The sequence below is a fragment of the Kitasatospora sp. NPDC048194 genome (assembly GCF_043202455.1).
Lineage (GTDB): Bacteria > Actinomycetota > Actinomycetes > Streptomycetales > Streptomycetaceae > Kitasatospora.
On sequence record NZ_JBIDAK010000002.1, the window covers coordinates 86,807 to 113,148 of the forward strand.

Genomic DNA, 26,342 nt, shown 5'->3' on the forward strand with positions numbered 1-26,342 from the left:
CCGTCGGTCGGCACCGGTCCGGTCAGCTGCCCCCTTCAGGGTGGGCATGCTGACCGGGTCGACCGCCGGGCGGGACCGGTCCGGCCTCGCGCCCGGCGCGGACCGGAACGACCCGGGCGACCGTCACCAGTCTGCGGGGGCCCGGCGGAACACCGTCACCGGATGCCCTCCACGGCGGCCTGGGCCGCGCGGGCCAGTTCCCGTCGGGCTCCCGCCCGGGTGGACTGCGGCCGGGGCGGCGGGATCGGCGGCAGGAACGTGACGTCCGCGACCAGGCCGCGCACGGCGACCACCCGGGCGAGGGAGGTGAGCAGTCCGTCGTCGCCGACGAAGGCGGGCGCGCTGGTGGGCTGTCCGTCCGCCAGCCGGTACCGGATCGTCACCGGTTGGACGAACGCACCCGCGTCCACCGCGGCCTGGAACAGGGCCGGCCGGAACCGTCCGCTCTCCCGGCCGCACCAGGTCGAGCCCTCCGGGAAGACGATCACGGAATGCCCCGAGCGCAGCACCTCGGCCACCGCAGCCACCGTGTCCGGGAGGGTCCGCAGCCGGTCGCGTTCCAGGAACACGGTGCCGCCCCAGGCGACCAGGTGGCCGAGGACCGGCCACTGCCGGACCTCGGTCTTGGCCAGCGACCGACCGGGCCGCCCGGCCGCGAGCAGGGGTATGTCCAGCCACGACACGTGGTTGGCCACCACCAGCGCTCCGCCGCCGCCGACCGTGCCGCTGGCCGCGCCGCGGGCCGTGCGTCCGCTGATGCCCGATCCGCCTGGCTCGGGAGATCCGAGGGAACCGGCGGATCCAACGGACCACGCGGATCCGACCGGACCGGCGGATCCGACGGAATCAGCGGAATGAGCGGAACCGGCGGAACCGTGAGCGCCGGACGAGCTCAGGTGGACGGTCACGCCGAGGGTGCGCAGCAGTACCCGCGCCCAGCACCGGATCAGCCCCTCCCGGGCGCCGTACGGCAGCAGCCGTACCGGCAGGCTGAGCACCAGCCCGGCCAGTACCGCGGTCAGGCAGGCGGCCAGCCGCAGCACTCGGCGGAGGTGGGAGACCTCCGGTGCCCGCTCGCTCAGGCAGGTCTCCGGCCGGCAGGGGGCGGTCGGCAGCCACACGCTCATGACGAGGCGCCCGACGCGGGGGCTCCGGAGAGGAAGTGCCGCAGGTAGCGGGGGTCGGTGCGCTCCAGCGACAGCAGCACGTAGAGGTCGGCGCAGCCGAAGTCCGGGTCGTACGCGGGCTCGCCGCAGACCCAGGCGCCGAGTCGCAGGTAGCCGCGGAGCAGGGCGGGCAGGGCGCCGCGCTCGGCACGCGGAACACCCTCGGCGTCCCAGCGGCGGTGCGGGGTGACCCGGTACTGCTCGGGGGCGAGGTGCTTGGTGCGGACGGTGTCCCAGACCCGGGCCGCGGTGGCACCGCCGTCCTCAAGGTCGATCGAGCAGCAGCCGCCGACCCAGGTGTTGCCGGTGTCGGCGAGGTAGCGGGCGATGCCGCCCCACATCAGGTTGATCACCGCGCCGTTGCCCCGGTGGTCGGGGCGGATGCAGGAGCGGCCGAGCTCGACCAGGCCGGGGCGCACCGGTGCGAGCGCGGAGAGGTCGAACTCGCCGTCGGAGTAGAGCCGCCCGGCGCGTCGGGCGGCCTCCGGGCGCAGCAGCCGGTAGGTGCCGACCACGGCGCCGGCGTCGCCCTCGCGGACCAGCAGGTGGTCGCAGTACTCGTCGAAGGGGTCGACGTCGAGCCCGGCGACCGGGCTGTGCAGGACGGCGCCGAGTTCGGCGGCGAAGACCTGGTGCCGGAGCCGCTGGGCGGCGCGCACGTCGTCCTCGTCGCGGGCGAGACCGACGGTGTAGGCGGCCGTGGTGGGCCGGCGGCGAGGCGCGGGGACCGCCGGGGCGTCGTGGGCGGGGACGACTGCGGACGGAGCGTACGTGGGGACGGTGGTCATGGCGGACCCTCCAGGGCAGCACGGTCGGCGGTGCCGTGGATGTACCAGGGCACCGTCCCGGCCCGCAGGGGTTGGGCATGGACGCGAACCGGTCACCGTATGTCTCTCCGAGCCGGTTGGCATTCACGTTGCGGCCCGGCGGAGCGCAGATGTGCACCTGTTGAATGGGACCACCCTTGGCCTGCCGGTCATCTGCCGGGCACCGGCTGGTCGTTGGCGCGAGGTGGACAACGGGGGCGCACACCTGCATCGCACGTCCCCGCCGTCAGCGCCACCCCCGCCGTCACCACCGTCGGGGAGCCGTCGGGGAGCCGTCCCAGCGGCGCCCGGTGGGCTCAGAACGCCTGCCAACCCTGGGGGTCGACGCCGCCCGGGACGGCCTCGGCCGGTCCGTAGGGCTCGCGGGTGTAGACGAAGGAGCCGACGTCCAGGTGGCCGGCCGTGCCGTCGGCGCGCCGGACCACCCGCAGGGTCTCGCCCGCGTGGTAGTTGTCCAGCCCGATCCAGGTGCCGTCCGGCCGCGGCCGGAACCGCGAGCCCCGGCGGCCGCCCGTCAGTTCGGTGAGCTCCAGGACGCGGTCGGCCTTCAGCCGCAGCAGGTGGGGCGCGGCGCCCCAGTACCAGGGGCCGGTGAGGGCGAGCAGTTCGTCGTCCACGTCGGGCAGCGGCCGCCAGGGTTCGGGCAGCCGGGGTTCGTGCTCCGCGGTGATGCTGATCAGCTGGGCGGCCAGTTGCGGGGCGTTGGCGCCGCTGGTGGCGTTGGACAGGGCGAACCCGGCCAGGCCGTCGTCCTCGCTGACCCACAGGCCCGCCGTGAAGCCGGGCATCGAGCCGGAGTGGCCGTACAGCAACCGGCCGCCCTCGCGGCGCAGTTGCAGACCGAAGCCGTAACAGGAGGTCCAGGCGGCGTCGTCCGGTCCGACGGCGGGTCGGCGCATCTCGGCGAGGGACTCGGCGCCCAGCACCTTGTCGTTGCCGCCGGCCAGGAAGGCGGCCCAACGGGCCAGGTCGGCGCCGGTGGACCAGAGCTGGCCGGCGGGTCCCATCCGGCCGGTGTCGGTGAGCGGTTCGGGCAGCATGACGTCGGCCCACGGGTGGACGGCGAAGCCGCCGGCGTGCGGGTGCCGGGGCAGCAGCGTGGTGCGGTCCATGCGCAGCGGCGCCAGCACTTCCCGGCGCAGCACCTCGCCCCAGGGCTCGCCGCGCAGTTCCTCCACCAGGGCGCCGAGCAGGGCGTAGCCGGGGTTGGAGTAGTGGTGGCGTCGGCCGGCCGGGTGCTTGAGCGAGCCCTCCGGCTCCAGCAGGTCGGCGAGTTCGGGCCGCAGCGTGCCCTCGGTCCGTTCCCACCAGGGGCCGGGCGTCTCGGCGGCCAGCCCGGCAGAGTGGGCGAGCAACTGGGCGATGGTCACGCCGTCAGCCGCGGTGCCGGGCAGGTGGCGGCCCAGCGGGTCGTCGAGGCCGAGCCGGCCCTCGTCGCGCAGCCGCAGCACCAGCACGGCGACGAAGGTCTTGGTGAGGGAACCGATCCGGTACTGGACGTCCGGGGTCGGCGCGTGCCCGTCGACCATGCTCCGGGCGCCGCTCCACACCAGCCGCCCGTCCCGGACCACCCCGGCGACCAGGGAGGGCGTACGGCCCTCGCGCTGGGCGACGGCGATGCGGTGCAGCAGGGCACGGCGGGTGGCGGGCAGCAGCTCGTCGAGCTGATCGTCCAGCTGGACAGCGGGCTGGTCGGCCGTCTGATCGTCTGAGGTCATCGACATGGACGGACAGTAGCCCAGCCCCGGAGCTTCGAAGCCGCGGTGCCCCGGAGCAGCAGGAGGAGCCGTGAAAGCCACAGGAGCGGACGCCGCTTCAGGTTCAGGCGGGCAGGGCCGGGAGCTCGGGACGCTCCAGCCAGGCCTCGAACAGCGGGCCGAGCGGAGCCGCGGTGTAGCGGGAGGCGTGGGCGAGCAGGTCGGCGGTGGCGACCACACCGTGTCGATTGGCCCCCGTCCAGTCCCGCAGCATGGCGAAGAAGGCGTCCTCGCCGAGTGCCCGCCGCAGGGCGTGCACCGCCAGGCCGCCGCGCTGGTACAGCCGGTCGTCGAACATCAGCTTGCGGCCCGGGTCAACGAGCCGGAGGTCCTGCGGCAGCCCGGCCAGCAGCCGGTGCGCGGCGGCGGCGTGCACGGCCGCGGCCGGACCGCCGGCGTGCTCCGACCAGAGCCACTCCGCGTACTTGGCGAAGCCCTCGTTGAGCCAGATGTGCCGCCAGTCGGCGATCGAGACGCTGTTGCCGAACCACTGGTGGGCCAGCTCGTGGGCGATCAGCCGCTCGCGGTCCCAGCCGCCGCCGAGGTGGTTGGTGCCGAAGGTGGCCACGCCCTGGGCCTCGACCGGGACGTCCAGTTCCTCGTCCGCGACCACGACCGCGTACTCGCCGAACGGGTACGGCCCGAAGGCCTGGGTGAAGTACGCCATCATCTCCGGCTGCCGGGCGAAGTCCCGGGTGAAGGCCTCGACCAGTGGCCGCGGCACGTAGCCGGACTGGGACACGTGCCCGGCCTGCGGGAGGTGCCCGGCGCCGGCGTGCGGGTGCTGCCCGGTGCCGGGCTGCGCCGGGCGCGCGGTCAGCGGCACCGGCACGTAGTGCCCGATCGAGACCGTCACCAGGTACGGCGAGGTCGGCGCGCTCTGCTCGTACACCCAGGTGGTGCTGGAGGCCCGGGTGGTCCGGGTGAGCAGCCGTCCGCTCGCCACCACGGTGAACGGGGACGGCGTGGTGACCGCTATCTGGTAGGTCGCCTTGTCCGCGGGCCGGTCGTTGCACGGGAACCACGACGGCGAGCCGACCGGCTGGCTGGCCACGAGCGCGCCCTCGGTCAGCTCCTCCCAGCCGAGGCCGCCCCACGGGCTGCGCACCGGCCGGGGGTTGCCGGTGTAGTGCACCTCGACCGTGAAGACGGCGCCTGCCCCGAGCGCCTTCGCCGGGCGGATCCGCAGCTTGCCGCCGCGGTGGGTGTAGCGGGCGGCCTTGCCGTCCACCAGCACCCGCCCGATCCGGAACTCGGCCAGGTCGAGCGCGAACTCGGCCAGGGCCGTGTTCGCCACCGCGCTCAGCCGGGCCGAGCCGGCCAGCCGGTTGGGCCCGGGCCGGTAGTCCAGCGCGAGTTCGTAGCGGTGCACCCGGTAGCGGTGGTCGCCGCTGGTGGGGAAGTACGGGTCCGGGCCGCCGACGGCCGGCGGGACGTGCTTGGACTTCACGGGGACGGGCGCTCCCTGCGGGCCGGGACGGGTGGTCGGTGGAGTGGTCGGAGGAGTTGTGGTCGAAGTCGTCGTCGAGGTGGTCGTCGACGTGGTCGTGCGGGTGGCCCACGCCGTGGTGGTCGGGCCGGCCGGAGGCGGAGGGGCCGTCACGACGTCGCCTGCCACGCCTCGATCGGGTTGCCCAGCCACCGCGTGTCCGCGGGGACGGACTCGGCGCGCATCACCAGCGACGCCGGGCCCAGCGTGCTGCGCGCGCCGACCGTGCTGCCGGGCAGCACGATCCCGCCCGGGCCCAGGGTGGCGCCCTCGCGGAGGACCACAGTATCCATCCGCATGATCCGGTCGTGGAAGAGGTGCGTCTGCAGCACGCAGCCCCGGTTGACGCTCACTCCGTCCCCGAGGGTGACGAGGTCGGCCTCCGGCAGCCAGTAGCTCTCGCACCACACGCCGTGGCCGACCTTTGCGCCGAGCGCCCGCAGCCACAGGTTCAGCACCGGGGTGCCGGGCACCGCGCCGACCAGCCACGGCACCGCCAGCACCTCAACGAAGGTGTCGGCGAGCTCGTTGCGCCACACGAAGCCGCTCCACAGCGGGTGCTCCACCGCGCGGAACCGTCCGACCAGCAGCCACTTCGCCGCCACCGCGACCAGGCAGGCCACGCCGCCGGCCGCCAGCAGCACCGGCCCCGAGACCACGGCCGCGCCGAGCGGCGACCAGGCCGTCGCCAGCCGGGCCAGCGTCGCCGCCGTCAGCAGACCCAACGCGCCCGAGGCCAGCACCGGCACCAGCCGGCCCAGCTCGACCAGCCCGCGCGCCCAGAGCAGCCGGGCCGGCGGCTCGTAGGTCAGGCTCTGGTCCGCCTCGTCCGCCGCGCGCGGCAGTCGCATCGGCGGCATGCCCAGGTACGAACCGCCCTTCTTCGCCTTCTCCGGCGTCGCGGACAGCACGCCCACCAGGCCCCGCTTGGGCACCGAGCGGCCCGGGGCGGTCATCCCCGAGTTCCCGAGGAAGGCCCGCTCGCCGACCTTCGCCTCGCCGAGCCGCATCCAGCCGCCACCCAGCTCGTACGGCGCCATCAGGGTGTCGTCGGCGAGGAACGCGCCGTCGCCGACCGTGGTCAGACTGGGCAGCGCCAGCACCGTGGACACCTCGGCGCCCCGGCCGACCCGCATCCCCAGCGCGCGCAGCCACAGCGGGGTGACCAGCCCGGCGTACAGCGGGAACAGCACCTCGCGGGCCCGGTCCATCAGCTGGGTGACCACCCACGCCTGCCAGCCGACCCGGCCGTGCAGCGGGTGCACCCCCGGCACGAGCCCGATGCTCAGCAGCCGTACGAGCACCACCAGCTGCGCGGCGTACCCGGCACCGAAGGCCAGGGTGGCCGGCAGCAGCCCGAGCAGCGCGCCGCCGAGTGCCCGGCCGAGGTCCGCGCCCTGGTCGACGAAGCACGAGAGCACCGCCAGCGCGGCCACGGCCGGCAGCACCGGGAGCAGGCTGAGCACCGCGCCGCCCGCGCCGTACAGGGCGGCCCAATGGGCCCGGCGCGACGGACGCTCCTTGGGCCAGGTGCGCTCCGCCCGGCCCAGCTTGACCGCGGGCGCCCCGCCCCAGCGCTGCCCGGTCGGCACCTGGCCGGTGACGCTGGAGCCGGCCAGCACCTGGGCGCGCTTGCCGATCCGGGTACCCGGCAGCAGGGTCGAGCGGGTGCCGACCACGGCGCCGGACCCGACCTTGACCGGGCCGACCTCCAACCGGTCGCCGTCCAGCCAGTAGCCGGACAGGTCCACCTCGGCCTCGACGGCGCAGCCCCGGCCCAGCTTGAGCATCCCGGTGACCGGCGGCAGCGAGTGCAGGTCCACCTCGGGCGCGACCTTGGCACCCAGCGCGCGGGCGTAGCGCACCAGCCAGGCGCCGGACAGCGAGGTCGCACCGCTCAGCTCGGCCAGCCGCTCGGCCGCCCAGAGCCGCAGGTGCAGCGCGCCGCCGCGCGGATACCGGCCGGGGCGCAGACCGCGCAACAGCAGCCGGGCGCCGCCAGCCGCGATCGCGAGGCGCCCCGGCGGGGTGTACAGCGCGAGCACACCCGCGCCGACCGCCCACCAGGAGGCGGTGGGCGCCCACGGGTAGTCGCCCAGGTGGGAGAGCAGGTTCCCGGCGGCCAGCAGGGCGACCGTCCAGCGCAGGCCGACCACCGTGAACAGCGGGACGAGCAGGAGCAGCTGCAGCAGTTTGGCCCGGGTGGGCACCAGGGTGACGGTACGGGCCTCGCCGCCCTCGGGGGCCGTACGCTCCAGGTGCCGGGCGAGCTTGCGCAGCGTGGGGTGCTGGTAGATGTCCAGCACGGCGGCGCTCGGGTAGCGGGAGCGCAGCAGGGTGGTCAGCCGGGCGGCGGCCAGACTGCTGCCGCCGATCGCGAAGAAGTCGTCCCGGGCACTGGCGACCTGCACCCCGAGGATCTCGGCCCACTGCTCGGCGAGCCACGCCTCGGTGCCGTACAGCTGCTCGCTCGGCCCGGCGGCCTCCAGATCGGGCAGTGGCCACGGCAGCGCGTTCCGGTCGACCTTGCCGGAGGTACGGGTGGGCAGGGCGTCCACCGGGGCGAGCAGCGGGACCAGGGCGGCGGGCAGTTCCGCGCGCAGCCGCTCGACCGCCCGCTCCCGGTCGAAGCCGTCCTGGACCACCAGGTAGCCGACCAGCAGCTGATTGCCTCCGCGTGCAGTCCGGACGGCCGCGGCGGCGCCCGCCACGCCCGGCAGCGCCTGCAGCGCCGCGTCCACCTCGCCGAGCTCGATCCGGCGGCCGCCGAGCTTGATCTGCTCGTCGGTGCGGCCGAGGAACAGCAGGCCGGCCGGATCGGCCTGGACCAGGTCGCCGCTGCGGTAGGCCCGCTCCCAGCCGAGCGAGGCCAGCGGCGCGTACTTCTCGGCGTCCTTCTCCGGATCCAGGTAGCGGGCCAGGCCGGCCCCGCCGATCACCAGCTGCCCGGTGCCGCCGACGGGGACCGGCTCGCCGGCCTCGTCCACGACCGCGAGGTCCCAGCCGTCCAGCGGCAGGCCGATCCGCACCGAGCCCGCGCCGGTCAGCAGCGCGGCGCAGGCCACCACGGTGGCCTCGGTCGGGCCGTAGGTGTTCCACACCTCCCGGCCCTCGGTGACCAGCCGTTGCACCAGCTCGGGCGGGCAGGCCTCGCCGCCGAAGATCAGCAGCCGGACCTCGTTGAGCGCCTCGGCGGGCCACAGCGCGGCGAGGGTGGGGACGGTGGAGACCACGGTGATCTCCTGCTCGGCCAGCCAGGGGCCGAGGTCCGCGCCGCTGCGCACCTGGGACCGGGGCACGGGCACCAGGCAGGCGCCGTGCCGCCAGGCCAGCCACATCTCCTCGCAGGAGGCGTCGAAGGCGACCGACAGGCCGGCCATGACCCGGTCCCCGGGGCCGATCGGCTCCTCCTGGAGGAAGAGCGCGGCCTCGGCGTCGACGAAGGCGGCGGCGTTGCGGTGGGTGACGGCGACGCCCTTGGGCTTCCCGGTCGAGCCGGAGGTGAAGATGATCCAGGCGTCGTCGTCCGGGGTGGGGCGGCGCGCGGGCGCCAGGGGCTCCCGGGAACCGGTGGTGGCCGGGGTGCTCCTGGCGGCGGTCGGGGTGCTCGTGATGCCGGTGGCGGCGGTCGGAGTGCTCGTGACGCCGGTGGCGTCGCTCGGGGTGCCCGTGATGCCGGTGGCGTCGCTCGGGGTGCCCGTGACGCCGATGGCGTCGTTCGAGGTGTGCGCGATGCTGATGGCGCGCTCGGCGCCGAGGACGGCGGCGACCTGCGCCTCGCCGAAGACCAGGTGGGCGCGCTCGTCCGGGTCCTCCGCGTCCACCGGGACGTAGGCGGCCCCGGCGGCCAGCACGGCGAGGATCGAGACGTACAGGTCGTTGGTGCCGGAGGGCACCCGCACGCCCACCCGGTCTCCCGGCCCGATTCCGGCGGCGGCCAGTCGGCGGCGCAGCTGCTCCACCTCGGCGGCCAGGGCGCGGTAGCTCAGCACGGTGCGGCCGTCGTCCAGGGCCGGTTCGTCGGGGTGGGCGCGCACGGTGGTGTCCAGGACGTCGACCAGGGTGCGCGGCGCGGCGGCCGGACGCCCGGGGAACAGCGCGCGCGTCGGCTCGGCCTGCGGCGGCCCGGGGAACAGCGCGCGCGTCGGCTCGGCCTGCGGCGGCCCGGTGTACTGCTCCAGATGGATCGGTTCAGCGGTCATGGCAGCCCGTGCGCTCCTCGTCCTCGCCCCGTTCCGACCGATGCCCGGCCCCTGGGGCGGTGGGAGCACCGCTCGGCCGGGTGACCCCACTCCAGGGCCGGAGCGGACAACCCGACCGATGGTAGCTCCGCCCATCCGGTCCGGCAGGAACGCAGCTTCGGTCCAACTGGGCTCGCAGTGGCTCGATCTGACGAGTCATCAGCACCCAAAATCGGCGCACGGGGCTTGATGTGACGAGGCGTCATCGATATTGACGGACAGTCAGGTGGCATCTCGGTGCGTGATCCATGCCACAGGGAATGCTGCTCCCTTCGAGTGGCGGGCCCGGCATTTCGGCCATTTCCCGGGCCCGCCGTGTCGGAAGGGGGTGCAGTGCGCCTCGCCGTACGGGGTGGTGCGGCGCGTTGCGGTGCGGCGCGATGCCATGGCTAGGCGGCGCGGGGAGCGATCCGGGGCGGCGTCCAGTCGGCGTGCTTCAGGACGGTTCGGACCATCGCCCCGGGCGGGGTGAGCCGGATCGCGGCGTTGCGCAGGCCGACCGCCAGCGGATTGGCCAGCTGCTGACCCATCCGACCGGCCCGGCGGGCGTCGCGGGCCACGGCCTGGCTGCGCGGGCGGCGCACCGCGTCGTAGCGGGCGAGCGCGCCCTCGACCGTCGGCCCCTCGGCGACCGCCGCCGCGAGCGTCACCGCGTCCTCCAGGGCCTGGCAGGCGCCCTGTCCGAGATGCGGGGTCATGGCATGCGCGGCGTCGCCCAGCAGGGCGATCCGGCCCGAGACGTACGAGGGCAGCGGGGTGACCAGTTCGTTGACGTCGTGATGGAGCACGCCCTCCGGGCGGGTCGCGGCCAGCAGATCGGAGATCGGGGCGTGCCAGCCGGCGAAGCGGCGGCGCACCTCCGTCAGCGGATCCCGGTAGCGGACCCCGGCCGGGGCGTTGAGCACGGCGTGCCACTCCGCCCGGCCGTCCGGGAAGGCGATGTGGCCGAACTCGGCGCCGTGGCCCCAGGTCAGCTCGAAGTCGGCGGACAACCCGTCGACCGCGCGCTCGGTGATCGCCCGCAGCACCGTCGAGCCGCTGTACACCGGGCCGGGGTGGGAGGGGAAGAGGCGGCGCCGGATCCGGCTGTTGATGCCGTCGGCGGCCACCAGGAGGTCGGCCTCCAGGACATCGGCAGCCGGATGGCCGGTGTTCGGGGAGCCGGCGTTCAGGGGGTCGGTGCTCGCGGAGCCGGCCGCCGAGGCGGTGCGGGTGGAGGTCACTGCGACCCGGCCGGGCCGGGAGGTGTCGACCTCGGTCACCTCGGCGCCGATGAGCAGGGACTCGGCGGGAAGGGCCTCGCGTAGGATGCGGTGCAGGTCGGCGCGCGGGATGCCGACGATCGGTGACCCCAGCTCCCGTTCCAGCGCCCTGCCGTCCATCACGGCGAGCCGACGGCCGTCCGGCGTCCGGGTCCCGCCGGTGTACTGGCGCCGTGAGGCCGCCTCGACGGCCTTGTCCACGCCGAGGAGCGCCAGTGCCCGCATGCCGTTGGCGTGGAGGGAGATCCCGGCGCCGGCGTCGTCCAGAACGGCGGCCCGCTCGATCACGGTCACGTCCCACCCCGCGAGTCGGAGCCCGATCGCGGCCGCCAGCCCGCCGATCCCGCCGCCGACCACCACCGCGTTGCTGCTGCCCATGCCCGGTCCCTCCCGTGTCGTCGCAGTGTTTTCTACACCTGTAGAAGGAGCGTACTACGGGCTCGTCCGACGGCCGGGCGGGGGTTGGGTGGACCGGGCGGGGCTCGGCCGGTACCGGCAACCGGTCGCGGAGAAGGGCTGCGCGGTAGCCGTTCGTCCGCCCGACCACCCCGAAATGACAGGGCCCCCCGGCCCCTCGCGCCGCCGGTCCACCGGTGAACCCTCGCGAGGCCGCGGCGTCGACCGGCCCGATGCGGCCGAGCGGGAGGTCTGCCGACGGCCCCGCCAGCACCGGGAAGGGCGATGCCCAGGCCGGACCCGGTAGAAAGGAGGGATGCGGCGAGATGAGGAGCAGGAGCGCGGGCAGCGCCGGGGTGTTGTGGGTCGGGCCGGTCGCCCGGACCGCCGGACCGCGCTGGCGGACGCGGCGATCGCCGTGCTGGCGGACGCGGGTGTGCGGGGACTGACCCACCGGGCGGTGGATGCGGCGGCCGGACTGCCGGTCGGCACCACCTCCGCCTATCTGCGGACCAGACAGGCGCTGCTCACCGCCCTGGTGCGGCGGCTGGTCGAACTGGACCAGGGTGAGCTGCAGGCCATGGGGGAGCGGGCCGTGATCCGCACCACGGACGAACTGGTCAGCGGCATCCTTGAGTTGATGCACCACCGGCTGACCGGCGAGGGCCGCCGGCGCTCGCTCGCGCGGTACGCCTGCGCGGTGGAGAGCGTACGCGACCCCGAACTGCGGGAGATCCTCGTGCCGCGCGAGAACGCGGGGCGGGCCGTCGTCCGCACCTTCCTCGCGGACCAGGGAGTGGCCGACCCCGACGGACGGACCACCACGCTGCTGGCCTGCATCGATGGCCTGGTCTTCGACCGCCTGGTGGGCGGCGGGGAGACCGGGGCGGACGAGATCCACGGACTGGTGGCTGCGGCCCTGCGTGGCGCGACCGGAGGCCAAGGGCTGCTCCGCAGTTGATCTTCGGCAGTGGCTGAGCAGTCTCGCCCATCGCGGCAGACCTGGACCGTGCGGCCTGGAGAAGGCCTTGGCGCCGAACTCGGCCCATGCTCTACGGCCGTTCCGGCTGCCCGAAAACGGCAACCGTGTGCGACCGCGACGACCAGCCGGGTGGGCGTCGACGACGACCCGGTGATCGGTGGAGGACCCGTGGTTCTTCGACTTCTCCGCGATGGCGTGGTCGGGGGTGGGGGCGGGGTGCCCTCGACGATCAGCCCTGCGTCCGTGGGGAACCGGCGTCGGGGCTTGAGAGCCAGCAGGGGTCGACGAGGTCGATGATGCGGTCGGCCGCCGACTCGCACACGCTGAAGAGTGGCAGGAGCGGTCGTAGCGTCAGGTTGGTCCGTCGGTACGCCGCAACCAGCAGGACCCGATCCTTCAGCGGAGGACTCCAGGGCCGCCCAGCCACGCGGTGTCAGCGCCGTCCCGGGGAGGACTGTCATTAGCTTGTGGAAATTCGCGCGGGCTCGGCCCCGCGCGAAGGGGCTATCAAGGAACAGGTGCGCCGTGATCACAACAGCCGTGGCCGTGATCACCCCATTTCGGTACGGGGCCGATCGAGGGTCCGCTCATCCCCACTCCGACGTGTCAGCCAGGCGGCGGTACCACCAGAACTCCGTGCGCCACTCACGCCGGTAGGCGAACGGGTCGGGCAGGGTGCGGCGCAAGAACACCGTATCCAGAGGCTCCACAAGCAGGCCGAGTTCGGCGTGAGCCCGCTTCGGTAGTCTCTCCAGGATCTCCTCCAGCACGTCGCGCGCATGCCGGACATCGTCGAAGGAACACGACGGGCACGAGCAATGCGACTCCTGCGGGTACAGAGGACGTCGTCCCGGCGGGTGCAGGAACATGCGGTATCGCCGCAATGCCCGGTCGGTGGCGCCCAGGTGTAGGTAGAAGCTGTTGCTCAGGTACTCGACCCGGTGCACAGCCAAGCTCGCCTCGGCGGAGAGTCCGTGAATCCGGAGCGGAGGAGCCGGCCCCCAGACGCGGGCGACCGGTCGTTCAGCGCGCAGCGCGCGTGGCCGTCTATGCGGCATCGGCCTTTCGACACATGATCATGGGATCCATGATGCCAGGCAGGACAGCCCGCCCGCACCTGGGGCGCGTTTGAAAAGTGCTGGTCAAAGCCACTCGTTGATGGCTGTGACCAGCACGGTCCCAGTATCGTGATGACCTTGTGCCGCGAACCCGGCCCACAGAAAAGGTCACGCCACTACGCGTGCGCTGGGCGATGATGGCAACCATGACGGATGGAACCGGACCCGAGCCGCTGGGCGTGTGCGTTGTGGCAAATGTCGCCCCGGAGACCAGCCACGGTGAAGGCGGGCTCGAGATTCGCAGGGGGATCCGGCACTTCGCGCCGGGGGCGAAGGTGTGGATCGCACCGCCGGCCTGGGGAGACGGTGGCGAGAGCGTCATTGTGGCTGGACGCCGTCGGGGCAACAGCCGTCGTTACATGCGGATCGTGATCAAAAGTCGATTTCTCGTGAACTTCCGGGTCCGCGCCGTCTACAGCCCAGCGCTGGTAAGGGCATTGACGGCAGCAGAACCTGGCGACGAGAAGGAGTTCGGCACCCGCTCCCTGTGGTCCCCGGAACAGGCAGAGAACTGGGCGCGCTCCTGGAACACGCCGAAGATGGCGGCTCAGGTGGACGGCCAGCGCGGTCGGGCCCACCTGGTTACCGATCCTCCCCCCATGGAACTGCGCCTCGACGGTGTCACCTACCACCTGGCGCATTTCAACGCCCGTGGCGCTCGCTACTCACCCGAGCCGCCACCGGCGGAGCCGTCGCCGACGAGCGGCTGAGGGAAGCTGCCCGCCGCCAGAAGTGGATCAAGGTCGTGCGATGATCGTGCCCCATGGCCCGAGGAGATCTGACGGCCACCCCATGGGCCGTGCTGGAAGCGCTGCTGCCTCAGAGCGTCAAGCCCGGTCGGCCGTCCCCCATGGCCCGTAGCGCCCCGACAGGTCCTGCCATGGGATGCCATGGCAGGACCGATATCCGTGGTGGGAAGCAAGCGGTTCGAGCTGGTTGTCACGCTGCGGGAGGGCCTGATCTCTTCGCGGCGGACTTCGTCGAACGGGGTCTCGCCTTCGACTGTCCCTGCGATAGTGGGCGCATGCGTTTGACCAAGTACGGCCACGCCTGTGTGCGCCTGGAGGCGGACGACCGGGTTCTGGTGATCGACCCGGGGACGTTCTCGGAGGCCGAAGCGCTCGACGGCGTCGACGAGGTGCTGGTGACCCATGAGCACCCCGACCACCTCGACGTCGCCAAGCTCGTGGCGGCGGGTCGGCGCAACTCCGCGTTCCGGGTGTACCTGCCGTCGGCAGCGATCGAGGCGGCCCCCGAGCTGGGTGGCACGGCGGTCGCGGTCGAGGTGGGGCAGCGGTTCACGGCGGCCGGTTTCGCCGTCGACGTCGTGGGCGGGACGCACGCCGAGATCTACGACGGGCTGCCCGGCTGCGCCAACGTCGGGTTCGTCATCGACGGCACGCTCTACCACCCGGGCGACTCGCTGTTCGTCCCGCCGTCGCCGGTGGAGACGCTGCTCGTGCCGGCCGCCGCACCTTGGCTCAAGCTCTCCGAGGCGCTGGACTTCGTGCGGGCGGTGCGGCCGGAGCGGGCGTTCCCGATCCACGACGCCACGCTCAACGAGCTCGGCCAGGAGTACTTCGACGGCTGGCTGGACTTCAAGGGCGGCACCGCGTACGCGCGCATCCCGGTCGGGGAGTCCGTGGCAATCCGATAGGAGCGTGTCCCGGCAAGCGGCAAGCGGCAAGCGGCAAGCGGCAAGCGGCAAGCGGCAAGCGGCAACCGGTGACCGGCACGCGCGCGGAGTGGAGGGCACATGAACTGCGCCCCCGGCCCTGCCAGCGCCTGCCGTCGTCTCCGCCAGGTCTTCCGCCGCGCCGAGGCAAGGCAGGGGCCGCCGCCGCCCTGGAGCAGAGTGGCCTGCTCGCTATTGACCCGCGCTCCCAGCTGGTCGTGGGTGCGGTCCCTTCGCGGACTCCGATTCGGCGAATCCCTGCTTCGCGCGCTCCAACTCGGCGGCGTAGCCCGCGAGCAGGATGCGGAGGGTGCGGTGGAAGCACTGCTCGGAGTCGAGGCCCTCGCCGGTGGCGAAGGCCCGCGCCAGGTGAGGATAGGTGTCGCGGTCCAGGGCTGAGAACTCTTCGGGTTGGGGCTCGGTGCCCTCGTGATGGGGTGTCTCGCCGACCTCGGCCAGGGCGTGTCCGAGGGTCCAGCGGACCACGGAGTTCAGCACGTCGAGAGCATCGGCCAGGGGAACGCCGTCGTCGCGCAGCACGGTGATGCCGCGTTCGAGCAGGGCCAGTGAGGCCGGGGTGGCGGCCGGGCGAGTGGCGAGGACGGTGAGCATCGCCGGGTGGTCCAGCAGCATCCGACGCAGCGCGACGGCGAAGTCGCGGACCACGTCCGTCCACGGTCCGCTGGGCGCGGCGAAGAGGTCCCCGGCGGAGAGTTCCAGCAGGCGCTCGACCATGCCGTCCAGGAGGGCGGCCTTGCTGGGGACGTAGTAGTAGAGCGTCATCCCCTCGACGCCGAGCGCCGCGCCGAGCTTGCGGTTGGAGAGCGCGGCGAGGCCGTGCTCATCGACGTAGGCGATGGCGGCGTCGATGACCTTCTCGCGGGTCAGGCCCGTCCTGGGGCGTGTGCGTCGGCTCGGCATCGGCTCCTCCTTGGTACCGGGTCAGCTCGGGGGACGTCCGGCTGGACCCTTGACAACTCTTGCGGTGTAAGAAAACAATAGCGCCATCGTCTTCTTGCACTGCAAGAAACTGACTCGGAGGGGGACTCATGCAGCTCGTCGCCGTCATGGTGCGCAAGCTCAACGAAGGTGTGGAGTACGGGGAGTTCCGCGAGGCGTGGATCCCTGACGAGGTGTTCCCCGACGACCCGCGCACCCGGGTGATCACTGCCACCGCGATGGAGGACTCGCGGGAGATCGTCACCATCGCGCTCATCGAGGGCGACCACGGGCCGGAGTCCATCCAGGCGTGGATGGAGAAGCTCGCCCCGGTCGAGGAGCGTCGTTTCGAGCGGATCAAGGACCTGGTCGGTCCGCCGACCCTGAACGCCGTGTACCAGGTCGTCGCCGAGGACAACCTGTCGCAGCCGATCGCCCGGTAGGGGAATCGCCCGTGCGGGCGGTATCCGGAAATCCGCCGCCGGCGCAGCCGGCCGACGTCCACCGGCGGGGAGAGTCGTCGGCCGAATACCCCTGGCTTCAAGGTCAACGCATCGTCAAGTCGGTTCATTCACAGAATATTCCGACCAGGTATGACATGGCGTCCGGAACATTTACGCCGCGTCGAGGTCTTCACAGGGAGATCTCAGACTGACAGGCTGGGGCCGCCCTTTCAGTACGGAGGAGGTTCCTTGTCCCGCATAACCACGTTGGCCGGAGCGGTCACCTGCGCGCTCGCCCTTGTCACCGGTACCGCCGTCGCCGCGTCGGCCGCGCCTTTCGATCCGGCGCCAGGTGCCGCGGCCGCCGAGGCGAAGGTCGACCCCGTCGACTGGAAGCCGTGCAACCCGGACCCGAGCAAGCCGGACCCCGGCATCTACGACTGTGCCGTCTACCCGGTGCCGCTGGACTACGACAACCCGTCGGGTGAGAAGATCGGCATCGCCATGATGCGGCGGCGGGCGAGCGACCCGTCGAAGAGGATCGGCTCGCTGTTCCTCAACCCGGGCGGCCCGGGCGGCAGCGGATACCTGTGGGCGACCACCACCCGGTTCGGCGCCGAGGTGCAGTCCAAGTTCGACCTGGTCGGCTTCGACCCCCGGGGCGTGGCCCGGAGCAACCCGCTGAAGTGCTTCAAGACCCAGGAAGAAGCGGACGCGGTCAACAACCGCATGGTCGGCGTGCCGGTGACCAAGGCCGAGGTCGACGAGACCCTGGACGCGGACCAGGACTACACCGACGCCTGCAGCAAGAACGCCGGCCCGCTGATCGAGCACATGTCGACCATCAACGTGGTGCGCGACCTCGACCGGATGCGCCGGGCCGTCGGTGACTCCCAGCTCACCTTCGCCGGTTTCTCCTACGGCACCCTGATCGGCTCGACCTACGCGAACATGTACCCGAACAAGGTGCGGGCGATCATCATCGACGGCAACGTCGACCCCAATCTGCGCCTGCACAACGGCCTCGAGTACGACCGCCAGCGGGCAGGCGGCTTCGAGCTGGCCCTGGACGAGTTCCTGAAGCGCTGCCAGGCGGCCGGCGCCCCGCGTTGCGCCTTCGGCGACGGTGACACCCGCGCCAAGTTCGATGCGCTCCGCGACCACCTGCGGACCAGCCCGATCACGCTGTCGAACGGGACCCAGGTGACCCTGAGCAGCTTCACCAGTGAGGTGGCCAGCGCCCTGTACTCGCAGGCCAAGCTGGCTCCGCTGGCGAAGTCGCTGCAGGCCACCTACCAGGTGATGCAGAAGCCGGCCGCGACCGCTCTGCTCGCCCCGAAGGCGAACGTCCCGGACGACGAGGCCAACCAGCTCGCGGTGAACGTCCCGCGTGCGCTGCGCGAGGCCCCGGCCGACTCCGAGTACACGGCCGACGACTCCTACATGGGTGTCAACTGCCAGGACAAGCCGTACCCGTCCAACGACCGGGTGTTCGCCAACGCCGCCCGGGCCTGGGAGAAGGACTCCCCGACCTTCGGTCGCTACCAGGCCTTCGACGCGCCCGCCTGCGCGAGCTGGCCGGCGCCGGCCCGGGACGCCGAGCGCTTCAGCGGCCCGTGGAACAAGAAGACCTCCAACACCGTGATGGTGATCGGCAACCTCTACGACCCGGCGACCCAGTACAAGTTCGCCCAGCGGATGCAGCAGGAGCTGGGCAACGCCGTGCTGGTCAGCGTCGACGCCATCGAGCACTGTGCGGTCGGCCGCAGCAAGGCGCTGAACGCCCTCGTCACCCGCTACCTGGTGGACGGCACCGCGCCGCAGCCCGGGCAGCTGCTGAAGCCGGACGCGGAGATCTTCCCGGCGGTCTGAGGGATCACCCCTCGTACGCCCGGCCGTTGAGGCCGGGGCTGTGGTGGCCGGTGGCCCTGCCGGCCACCACAGTCGTGTCGACCACCGGGCCGGCCACCACAGTCGTGTCGACCACCGTGCCCGTGCTTCCGGGCCGGTGCCCGGGATCGTGCGGAAAATGCGACAGAGGATCGTCATCGAATCTCCTGCGGAGCGGATTCTGCTGAGTCGTCGAGGACCGTATCCGATGCCACTGACAATCGACTCGCGGGGAGTTCTCCACGGATCTCCCATGCCCGAGGAAATGGCGTACTGTCACACTAATTCGTCAATGAATTCACACAGCTGGATGCCCGTGTTAGCGTGCGGCTCGCCGGACTCTCTCGAACCTGGGAAGTGGAGGACAGCCATGCGACACGAATTCTCCGGGCGCACGATCCTGCCGGGCGATCCCCGCTACCGGACGGTGGGTCAGAGCTTCCGGGCAACTACTCATGACTGCGGCAGGCCACGGCCCGTCGGGGCGGGGAGGAGGTGTTCCATCGTGTTCAGGTGATGGTGGGCACGGCATCCGGCGCGCCGCGACTGGCTCACCGCGTCGGGCCCGGTGGACCTGTGCCAATGCGCCTGTGCCAATGCGCCTGTGCCAATGCACCTGTCCCAATGCACCTGTCGCAGTGCGCCTGTCGCCGTGCATGGCCCGGGGCACCCACCTCACCCGCATCCGCCCAACCGGCGCTATGCCGCCCGGTCCGCCGACTCCGGCTCGACGATCCGGCCGTCACGGAGCTCGATCACCCGGTCGGCGAGCTCCATCAGCGTCGGGTCGTGCGTCGCCACCAGTACTGTGACGCCCTCGCTGCGGACCACCGCGCGCAGCAGCTCCATGATCGAGCGGCCGGTCTCCGAGTCCAGTTGGCCGGTGGGTTCGTCGGCGATGATCAGGCCGGGGTCGTTGGCCAGTGCGCGGGCGATGGCGACGCGCTGCTGCTGGCCGCCGGAGAGCTCGCCGGGGCGCTGGTTGGCGTGGTCGGCGAGGCCGACCAGGGCCAGCAGGGTGTGCGCGCGCTCCTCGCGCTCGGCGGCCGGCACCTTGCGAAGACGCATCGGTATGCCGACGTTCTCGGCGGCGGTGAGCATCGGGATCAGCCCGAAGGACTGGAAGACGAAGCCGAGCCGCTCGCGGCGCAGGGCGAGGCGGCCGTCCTCGTCCAGCCCGGAGAGGTCGATGCCGTCCAGGGCGATGGCGCCGGCGGTCGGGTCGTCCAGGCCACCGACGAGGTTGAGCAGGGTGGTCTTGCCGGAGCCCGATCGGCCCTTCAGCGCGGTGAGTTCACCGCGCTCGATCGAGAAGCTGACGCCGCGCAGCGCGTGGACGGCCCGTTCGCCGGAGCCGAAGCTGCGCCGGAGTTCGGTCACGGACACCATCGGCCCGGCGGGCGTGGCGGTTGCGGTGTCGGCCTGGTGCTGCGTCATTCGGCATCCCCCTGTGGGCGTGGCTACCCGGTTCGGTCCGGGTCGACGGGTGCGGTGGCTGCTCGGGCTCAGGTGTCCGGGCAGGAGGTGCGAGAAGGCGGAATCCCCTGGTCAAAGGAGTGGGCGAAGCTGAAATTGTGAAGTGTTCATGGCATTCAAGGCGGCACTCCGGGACGGGGATGCTACCAATACATGGAATTTGCTCATTGGTTACTTGATTCGCGCAAGTCCCTTCCGTTTCTGGATCGAATCTGACAGCATCGTCCGCTATCCGGCGAGCCGTTGCCGGTGATCACTGCACCGGTGTGCCCGTGGGGTGTCCGTCTGTGGCCGTTTCGTGCCTGGACCGGGTCGATGGGGCGGGCCGGGACACGGCTGGGACGCCACCGGGGGAGGAATTCGATGCTCGGCTTCGTCGTGCGCAGACTGCGCGGGCGACTGCCGCTGGCTGCCGCCGTCCTGCTGACGGTGCTGATCACCACGGCGGTCCTGACCGCCTTGGTGACCTTCAACAGCGGGGTCGGTCAGGCCGGTCTGCGGCAGGCGCTCCAGGGCCCCGGCCACGCCCGGACCGCGGTGGTGGTGACCGCCGAGCACGGGCTGGACCAGCGGACCAAGGACGAGGAAGCAGTCGCCGCCTACCGGCAGCAGCTCTTCGGCGCTCTGCCCGTGCACACCGACAGCCTCCTGCGCAGCCGTTCCTACGGCCTCCCGGCCCCCGGAGCCTCAGCCGCTCCGGCCGGCGAGGCCGCTTCGGCCACCGCGGCCGGCGCCCCCGCCGGTACCTCCGCCACTGCCCCCGCCGGTACCTCCGCCACTGCCCCCGCCGGTAGCTCTGCCGCTTCCCCCGGCGCTGGCTCCGCCAATACCCCCGGCGCCGCCGGGCCGGGCGGTCAGGCCCCCGGGGCCAAGGTCGACCTGACGGTCCTCGCCGACCTCGACCGCAGCCGGGTCCGGCTGATCGCCGGTGCCTGGCCGGGCGTCGCCGCCGGACCGGTCCGGTCCACCGCCCCGGAGGTCGCCGTTCCCCGGGCCGTGCTGACCCGACTGGGCCTGAACGAGCAGGCGTTGCCCGTCGACGTCCAACTCACCGACCGGATCGACGGCAAGCCGCTCACCGTCCGGATCGCCGGGGCCTACCGCGCCGCCGACCCCGCCGACCCGTACTGGCGGATCGACCCGGTCGGCGGCCGGGAGGTCGCGACCGGCGGCTTCACCACGCTCGGCCCGATGATGGTCGACCAGAGCGCCTTCACCGTGGGAGGCCTGCTGCAGAGCAGCCGCGGGTGGCTGCTCGACGCCGACTTCGCGGGCGTCGACCAGGCCGCCGTGGAAGCCATCGGCAACCGCGCCGGGGGACTGGGTGAGGACCTGCGGAAGAGCTCGTCGCTCACGGCGACGACCGAACTCCCCGAGGTCGTGCGCGAGTTGTCGGCCGGCCTGGTGGTCGCCCGGTCCACCCTGCTGATCGGCGCCCTCCAACTGGCGGTACTCGCCGCAGCGGCCCTGATGCTGGTCGCCCGGCTGATCTCGGGCCGCCAGGAACGCGAGAACGAACTACTCGCCGCCCGTGGCGCCTCCGGCCTCCGGCTCGGTGGCCTGACCGCCCTGGAACTGGTGCTGCTCGCCCTCCCCGCCGCGGCGTTCGCGCCCCTGCTCACCCCCTTCCTGGTCCGCGTCCTGGCCGGCCTCGGCCGGTCCCACCAGGTGGCCATGGACACCGGCATCGGCTGGGGGCTCTGGCCGGTGGCCGTGCTCTGCTCCCTCGCCTGCATCCTGCTCGCCACCGCGCCGAGCCTGCTGCGCGGAGCCGGCGCCGCCCTGCACATCGGGGGCGGCCGGCGCCAGGCCCTCGTCTCCGGCATCGCCCGCAACGGCGGCGACCTCGCCGTGCTCGGCCTGGCCGCGCTCGCCTACCAGCAACTCGACCAGTACGGCGGCGGGCTGTCCGCCGACTCCTCCGGCCGACTGGGCGTCGACCTGCTGCTGGTCGCCACCCCCACCCTGGCCCTGTGCGCGGGCACCCTGGTGGTGCTGCGCCTGCTGCCGCTCGCCGCCAAGCTGGGCGCCCGGGTGGCGGCCCGGGGACGCGGCCTCGGCCCGGCGCTGGTCGGCTGGCAGCTGGCCCGTCAACCCGCCCGGGCCGCCGGCCCGGTGCTGCTGCTCGTCCTGGCCGTGGCCACCGGGGTGCTCGCCATCGGCCAACACGCCACCTGGACCGCCTCCCAGCGGGACCAGGCGGCCTTCAGCACCGGCGGCGGCCTGCGGATCAGCGCCGTGCACGGTTCCGTGATGGGGCAGGGCGGCCGGTTCGCGGCCCTGCCCGGCGGCGATCGGCTGATCCCGGTCGTCCGCGAGGAACAGTCGCTGCCCACCGGTACGGGCCAGCTGCTGGCCGTGGACACCGCCGCCCTCGCCGACCGCCTCCCGATCCGCAGCGACCTGCTCGGCGGGCACACCGCCGGCGAACTGTTCCGCCCGCTCGCCCAGTCGGCACCGACCGGCGCGCAGGCCGGGCTCCCGCTGCCCGGCCGCCCGAGGCGGATCGACGCCGACCTGTCCGTCCGCCAGGAGTTCGGCCGTCCGGCGTTCGGATCGCCGTCGATCCCGTCCGCGCCGGAAGTGACGCTGCTGCTGCGGGACCGCTTCGGCTACGTCCACAAGGCCCCCTTCACCGACCTTCCGCTCAACGGCGAGCTGCGCGCCTCGGCTCCCCTGAGCGCGCTGGTCGACGCCCCGACCGGCTCCGCCGCCGCGCCACTGACCCTGGTGGGGGCCACCGTCTCCTTCGGTGCCCGGGCCGGCGGGGAGGTGACCGTCCGCCGACTGGCCGTGTCGGACACCGCCGACGGTCCCGCGACCGCCGTCCCGCCGCCGACCGGCCTGTCCTGGAAGGGAACCGTGGTCGACGCCCCGGCACTCGGCGCCACGACCGGGCCGATCGCCACCGTCAGCCCCGAACCGGTCGACGCCGAGCGGCTGTTCGCCGTCGACTACCGCATGGCGGGCGGCATCGGAAGCAGCTACCGGGCCGTCCTCGGCCCCGCCGGGGCGACCGCGCCGACCGCCGTCTCCGGTGTCGCCGCCCGCGGCTACCTCGAACTCGTCGGCGCGTCGGTCGGCGACACCGTGCAGGTGCCCTTCGACGGCACCGTCCTCCCGGTCACGATCACCGGGGTGGTCGAGGCCCTCCCGGTGGCAGGACGGAACGCGCTCGTCATCGACCTCGACACGACCGCGCGCCTGCTGGCCGCCCAGGGCCGCTCCCTGCCCAGCCGCGCCGAGTGGTGGCTACCCGCCACCGGACCGGGGGACCCGACTCCGGCCCGGGCCGCGGCCGTGCTGCGGTCGGCCCCCGGCTCCCAGGACGTCCAGCTCGCCGACGAGGTCTCCGAAGGCCTGCTCAGCGACCCGGTGGGCGCCGCCCCGCAGACCGCGCTGATGGCCATCGCGATCGTCACCGCGGTGCTCGCCGCGATCGGCTTCGCCGCCGCCGTGGCCGGTTCCGCCCACGAGCGCGCCCGGGACTCCGCCCTGCTGCTCGCCCTCGGCGCGCCCCGCAAACAGGTCACCCGCACCGTGGCCGCCGAACAGGCGCTGCTGGTAGGGCTCGGCGCAGCCGTGGGCATCGGGCTCGGCACCCTGCTCGTCCATCTGATCGTGCCGTTCGTCGTCCTGACCCCCGCTGCCGGACGACCGGTGCCCGGAGCCCGGATCGAGCTGCCGGCCGGCCAGGCGGTGCTGTTCACGGCCGCGATCGCCGTCGTCCCGCTGCTGGCGGCCTTCCTCATCGGACGCCGTCGTCGAGACGTGGCCTCCCGGCTGCGCCACGTGGAGGAGATGTGACCACCAAGGCCGGGACCACCGCGCCCACGCCCACGCCCGCCCCGGCACCCGGCCACCGCCCGGCGCCCTGGGTCCGGACCAGACTGCGTGCGATGCCGCTGGCCGCCCTGCTCACCGCGGCCCTCGCTCTCGTCACCGTGTTCCTGGCCGCGGCCTTCCCCCGGCTCCAGGACCGCGGCGCGGACGCCGCCCTCCAGGACTTCGTGCGCCACAAGGGCCTCAACCCGACCAGCCTGCACTCCACCGCCCGGACCGGTGGCGCCGGGACAGCCGCCGACCTCGACGCCGTGCGGCAGAAGCTCACCGCGGAGGTCGGCCGGGAGCTGACGCTCGCTCCGTCGGGCCTGGCCACCGGCGCCCGGGCCCTGAACCCGCGCGGCATGTTCAATCCGGGGTACGCCCGGATCTCCGGCGACCCCTCCCTCCTCACCCTCTACTACCTGAGCGACCTGACCGCCCGGGCCACCCTGACCGACGGCACCTGGCCGACCCCCGCCCCTCCCGACGGCCCGCTGCCGATCGTCCTGAGCAAGAAGGCCGCCGAGACCCTCCACGTCGAACTCGGCGACGTCGTCGACAACGGCACCCTGGGAGAGGGCACCTGGCGGAGCACCGTGGTGGTCGGGTTCTACCGCGTCAACGAGCCCCAGGACCCGTTCTGGGACGACCTCGGTTGCCCGGCCCGCGCCTGCCTCCAGCCCGATCCGCAGCACGAGCACTGGGCCACCAGCGGTTTCGTCGACGGCGGAAGCCTGCCGGCGCTGGCCCGCTGGGGCGCCGGCGGCGAGGACTTCTGGCGGCTTCCCGTCGACCCCGCCTCCCTGCGCGCGGACCGCCTCGACCGGACCCGCAGCGCCGTCAGCTCGTTCCTCGCCGGCCCCGGCGCCACGGCCCTGGCCTCCGCGACCGGCCGCTCCGACCTGCACACCAGCTCGAACCTGCCCGACATCCTCAGCCGTGCCGACGACCGCTACCGGGCATCACTGCCGCTGAGCGCGATCGGACCGGCCGGTGTCGCGGGAGTGGGCACCGTGGTGCTGTGCCTGGCCGCCGCCCTCACCACCGACCGGCGCACCGCCGAGATCCGCCTGCTGCGGGCCCGCGGTGGCTCCCGCACCGGGGTGCTGGCGCGGCTGCTCGGCGAAGGCGCCGCCACCGTCCTGCCCGCGGCCGTCGTCGGCACGGTCCTCGCGCTGGTGCTGCTGCCCACCCCCCGGTGGGGCCACGCGGTCCTGGCGGCGCTCGCCGCGACCCTGCTGGCCCTGCTGGCCTTCCCCGCCCGCGCCGCCCTGCTGCGGCCACGCCGCCGGGGGGCCGGGGGCTGGCGCCGGATCGTCGGTGAGCTCGTCGTCCTGGCCGTCACCGCGGCGGCGGTCGCCGAGGTCCGCCGCCGAGGCGTCGGAGTGACGGACGCAGGATCGGATCCGCTGCTGATCGCCGCCCCCCTGCTGCTCGCCGTCACCGGCGGGCTGCTGCTGGCACGGATCGAGCCGGTGGTGGTCGGTTGGCTGGCCGCCGTCGCGAGGCGCGGGCGCGGCCTGATCGGCTTCCTCGGCCTGGCCCGGGCGGCCCGCGACGCCTCGAGCCGCCGCCGGCCCTCCGCCCTGCCGCTGCTCGCCCTGCTGATAGCCGTCACCACGACGGGTTTCGGCGCCACCGTGCTCGACACGGTCGACCACGTCCGGACCCGCGCCGCACGCATCGCCACGGGTGGGGACGTCGCCGTCTCCCTCCCTCAGTACGCCAGCCTGACCGAGGCGTTCACCAAGGCCGCCGCCGGGCTGCCGGGCGTCCGGGCCGCGACCGGGGCCTGGGTCGAGACCAACGCCCGCTTCGTCGGCGCCGACGGGGACTACACCGATGCCATCCTCGTGGTCGTCGAGCCGACCGCCTACGCCGAGATCTCCCGCACGCTCGGCGTCGGCGAGTTCGACCCGGCGAAGCTCGCCGCCGCCCCCGGCGGCCCGGACACCAGGATCCCCGCGCTGTTCAGCCGGGACCTGGCCAAGCGCCTGAGCGCCGGCGCACCCGAGGTCCGCACGCCCAACGGGAACGGGCTGCGCACCACCGTGGCCGGGATCGTCACCGCCAGCCCGGCCGTCCCCGACCCGGGCAGACCCTTCGTCGTGGTGGCCGCCGGCCCGGCCTGGGAGCGGCTGCCGGAGTCCCAGCGCACGAACAAGTGGTTCGCCGTCGGCGACCCGGACCCCGAGCGGGTCAGGGCGGCGCTGCGCGACAGCGGCCTCGCCCAACCGAGCGGACTGGCCAAGCTGATCGCGGACGACGCCGCGGCCGCCGGCAAGGGCACGCACGGCCTGCCCGTCGGGTACACGGTGCACAGCAGCCGGGAACTCGGCGTCCAACTGGCCGACGACCCGCTGCAGCACGCCGCCGGGCGGCTGTTCCGGTACGCGGCCGCCGCCGGAGCCGGATTCGCCCTGCTAGCCGTGCTGCTGACGCTGTTCCGAGCGGCGCCCGAGCGCACCGCCGTGCTCGCCCGGCTGCGCACGATGGGTCTGCGGCCCCGGCAGGGGCTGGCACTGATCCTCGCCGAGGCCCTGCCGCAGACCCTGGCGGCGGCCGTCGGTGGTGGGCTGGCCGCGGTGGCGGCGGTCGGACTGCTGGGCAGCGCCTTCGACATCTCGACCTTGGTCGGCGCCAAGGTCGGGGACGTCATCACCCCCACGCTGATGCCGGTGCTGCTGCCCACGGCGGGCCTGGCCCTGCTGATCGGCCTCGCGGTGGTGCTGGAGACGCTGATCGCCGGCCGGCGCCAGATCGCCGTCGAGCTGCGGGCCGGGGAGCAGTCATGACGCCCCGGCGGGCCGCAGGGGCCTTGACGGCGCGGGCCACCGGGAGCCGATGGGCGGCCGG

16 protein-coding genes are annotated in these 26,342 nt (G+C 73.5%); 7 read left to right on the forward strand and 9 right to left on the reverse strand.

Annotated elements, in window-relative coordinates; all coding sequences use genetic code 11:
* Window positions 1-155 precede the first annotated feature (155 nt).
* The 6 genes from ACGF07_RS02950 to ACGF07_RS02975 all read right to left on the reverse strand — a co-directional run bounded on the left by ACGF07_RS02950 (window position 156) and on the right by ACGF07_RS02975 (window position 11,120).
* Entirely contained in the window at window positions 156-1,127 is a 972-nt protein-coding gene (locus ACGF07_RS02950; protein ID WP_392894821.1) for a lysophospholipid acyltransferase family protein, read from the reverse strand.
* The gene (locus ACGF07_RS02955; protein ID WP_392894823.1) at window positions 1,124-1,954 is read right to left on the reverse strand and encodes a GNAT family N-acetyltransferase; all 831 of its coding nucleotides are present in this window, start codon (window positions 1,952-1,954) and stop codon (window positions 1,124-1,126) included. The genes ACGF07_RS02950 and ACGF07_RS02955 overlap by 4 nt, the downstream gene beginning before the upstream one ends.
* Window positions 1,955-2,289: 335 nt before the next feature.
* Complete coding sequence (locus ACGF07_RS02960) at window positions 2,290-3,711, reverse strand: serine hydrolase domain-containing protein (RefSeq protein ID WP_392895527.1); 1,422 nt, start codon at window positions 3,709-3,711, stop codon at window positions 2,290-2,292.
* A gap of 103 nt (window positions 3,712-3,814) precedes the next feature.
* Window positions 3,815-5,200, reverse strand: a complete 1,386-nt coding sequence (locus ACGF07_RS02965) for a M1 family metallopeptidase (RefSeq protein WP_392894824.1) — start codon at window positions 5,198-5,200, stop codon at window positions 3,815-3,817.
* Between the two features lie 149 nt (window positions 5,201-5,349).
* Window positions 5,350-9,441 carry a Pls/PosA family non-ribosomal peptide synthetase gene (locus tag ACGF07_RS02970; protein ID WP_392894825.1) on the reverse strand — a complete coding sequence of 1,364 codons (4,092 nt, stop codon included), beginning with the start codon at window positions 9,439-9,441 and terminating at the stop codon, window positions 5,350-5,352.
* 428 nt (window positions 9,442-9,869) lie between these two features.
* The gene (locus tag ACGF07_RS02975) at window positions 9,870-11,120 is read right to left on the reverse strand and encodes an FAD-dependent monooxygenase (RefSeq protein WP_392894827.1); all 1,251 of its coding nucleotides are present in this window, start codon (window positions 11,118-11,120) and stop codon (window positions 9,870-9,872) included.
* A gap of 334 nt (window positions 11,121-11,454) precedes the next feature.
* Here ACGF07_RS02975 and ACGF07_RS02980 point away from each other — a divergent pair, with 334 nt between their 5' ends.
* Window positions 11,455-12,099 carry a TetR/AcrR family transcriptional regulator gene (locus ACGF07_RS02980; protein WP_392894829.1) on the forward strand — a complete coding sequence of 215 codons (645 nt, stop codon included), beginning with the start codon at window positions 11,455-11,457 and terminating at the stop codon, window positions 12,097-12,099.
* Between the two features lie 608 nt (window positions 12,100-12,707).
* Here the strand turns inward: ACGF07_RS02980 and ACGF07_RS02985 are convergent.
* Window positions 12,708-13,067: a hypothetical protein gene (locus ACGF07_RS02985; protein ID WP_392894831.1), complete on the reverse strand. Its 360-nt coding sequence runs from the start codon at window positions 13,065-13,067 to the stop codon at window positions 12,708-12,710.
* A gap of 317 nt (window positions 13,068-13,384) precedes the next feature.
* Between ACGF07_RS02985 and ACGF07_RS02990 the strand changes: the two genes are divergently transcribed.
* Window positions 13,385-13,948 (forward strand): hypothetical protein, encoded by a 564-nt coding sequence (locus ACGF07_RS02990; protein ID WP_392894833.1) that lies wholly within the window; start codon window positions 13,385-13,387, stop codon window positions 13,946-13,948.
* A gap of 314 nt (window positions 13,949-14,262) precedes the next feature.
* On the forward strand, window positions 14,263-14,895 hold the full coding sequence (locus ACGF07_RS02995; RefSeq protein ID WP_392894835.1) for an MBL fold metallo-hydrolase: 633 nt from the start codon (window positions 14,263-14,265) through the stop codon (window positions 14,893-14,895).
* Window positions 14,896-15,105: 210 nt separating this feature from the next.
* Here the strand turns inward: ACGF07_RS02995 and ACGF07_RS03000 are convergent, their stop codons facing one another.
* Window positions 15,106-15,834, reverse strand: coding sequence for a TetR/AcrR family transcriptional regulator C-terminal domain-containing protein (locus tag ACGF07_RS03000; RefSeq protein ID WP_392894836.1), 729 nt, complete (start codon window positions 15,832-15,834; stop codon window positions 15,106-15,108).
* Between the two features lie 128 nt (window positions 15,835-15,962).
* Here ACGF07_RS03000 and ACGF07_RS03005 point away from each other — a divergent pair, with 128 nt between their 5' ends.
* On the forward strand, window positions 15,963-16,295 hold the full coding sequence (locus tag ACGF07_RS03005) for a hypothetical protein (RefSeq protein WP_350736167.1): 333 nt from the start codon (window positions 15,963-15,965) through the stop codon (window positions 16,293-16,295).
* A gap of 249 nt (window positions 16,296-16,544) precedes the next feature.
* A complete protein-coding gene (locus ACGF07_RS03010; RefSeq protein ID WP_392894838.1) occupies window positions 16,545-18,167 on the forward strand; it encodes an alpha/beta hydrolase in 1,623 nt (540 codons plus the stop codon).
* Between the two features lie 717 nt (window positions 18,168-18,884).
* Here ACGF07_RS03010 and ACGF07_RS03015 read toward each other — a convergent pair.
* Window positions 18,885-19,622: an ABC transporter ATP-binding protein gene (locus ACGF07_RS03015; protein ID WP_392894839.1), complete on the reverse strand. Its 738-nt coding sequence runs from the start codon at window positions 19,620-19,622 to the stop codon at window positions 18,885-18,887.
* A gap of 402 nt (window positions 19,623-20,024) precedes the next feature.
* Here ACGF07_RS03015 and ACGF07_RS03020 point away from each other — a divergent pair, with 402 nt between their 5' ends.
* Window positions 20,025-23,468: an FtsX-like permease family protein gene (locus ACGF07_RS03020; RefSeq protein WP_392894841.1), complete on the forward strand. Its 3,444-nt coding sequence runs from the start codon at window positions 20,025-20,027 to the stop codon at window positions 23,466-23,468.
* Complete coding sequence (locus ACGF07_RS03025) at window positions 23,465-26,281, forward strand: hypothetical protein (RefSeq protein ID WP_392894843.1); 2,817 nt, start codon at window positions 23,465-23,467, stop codon at window positions 26,279-26,281. Before ACGF07_RS03020 ends, ACGF07_RS03025 begins: the two co-directional genes overlap by 4 nt.
* Window positions 26,282-26,342 lie beyond the last annotated feature (61 nt).

Coding starts and splice junctions, on each gene's coding strand:
- ACGF07_RS03005 (WP_350736167.1), top strand. CDS start 15,963: ATGCAGCTCGTCGCCGTCATGGTGCGCAAGCTCAACGAAGGTGTGGAG.
- ACGF07_RS02955 (WP_392894823.1), bottom strand. CDS start 1,954: ATGACCACCGTCCCCACGTACGCTCCGTCCGCAGTCGTCCCCGCCCAC.
- ACGF07_RS02960 (WP_392895527.1), bottom strand. CDS start 3,711: ATGACCTCAGACGATCAGACGGCCGACCAGCCCGCTGTCCAGCTGGAC.
- ACGF07_RS03015 (WP_392894839.1), bottom strand. CDS start 19,622: ATGACGCAGCACCAGGCCGACACCGCAACCGCCACGCCCGCCGGGCCG.
- ACGF07_RS02990 (WP_392894833.1), top strand. CDS start 13,385: ATGACGGATGGAACCGGACCCGAGCCGCTGGGCGTGTGCGTTGTGGCA.
- ACGF07_RS02950 (WP_392894821.1), bottom strand. CDS start 1,127: ATGAGCGTGTGGCTGCCGACCGCCCCCTGCCGGCCGGAGACCTGCCTG.
- ACGF07_RS02995 (WP_392894835.1), top strand. CDS start 14,263: ATGCGTTTGACCAAGTACGGCCACGCCTGTGTGCGCCTGGAGGCGGAC.
- ACGF07_RS03000 (WP_392894836.1), bottom strand. CDS start 15,834: ATGCCGAGCCGACGCACACGCCCCAGGACGGGCCTGACCCGCGAGAAG.
- ACGF07_RS02975 (WP_392894827.1), bottom strand. CDS start 11,120: ATGGGCAGCAGCAACGCGGTGGTGGTCGGCGGCGGGATCGGCGGGCTG.
- ACGF07_RS03020 (WP_392894841.1), top strand. CDS start 20,025: ATGCTCGGCTTCGTCGTGCGCAGACTGCGCGGGCGACTGCCGCTGGCT.
- ACGF07_RS02980 (WP_392894829.1), top strand. CDS start 11,455: ATGCGGCGAGATGAGGAGCAGGAGCGCGGGCAGCGCCGGGGTGTTGTG.
- ACGF07_RS02970 (WP_392894825.1), bottom strand. CDS start 9,441: ATGACCGCTGAACCGATCCATCTGGAGCAGTACACCGGGCCGCCGCAG.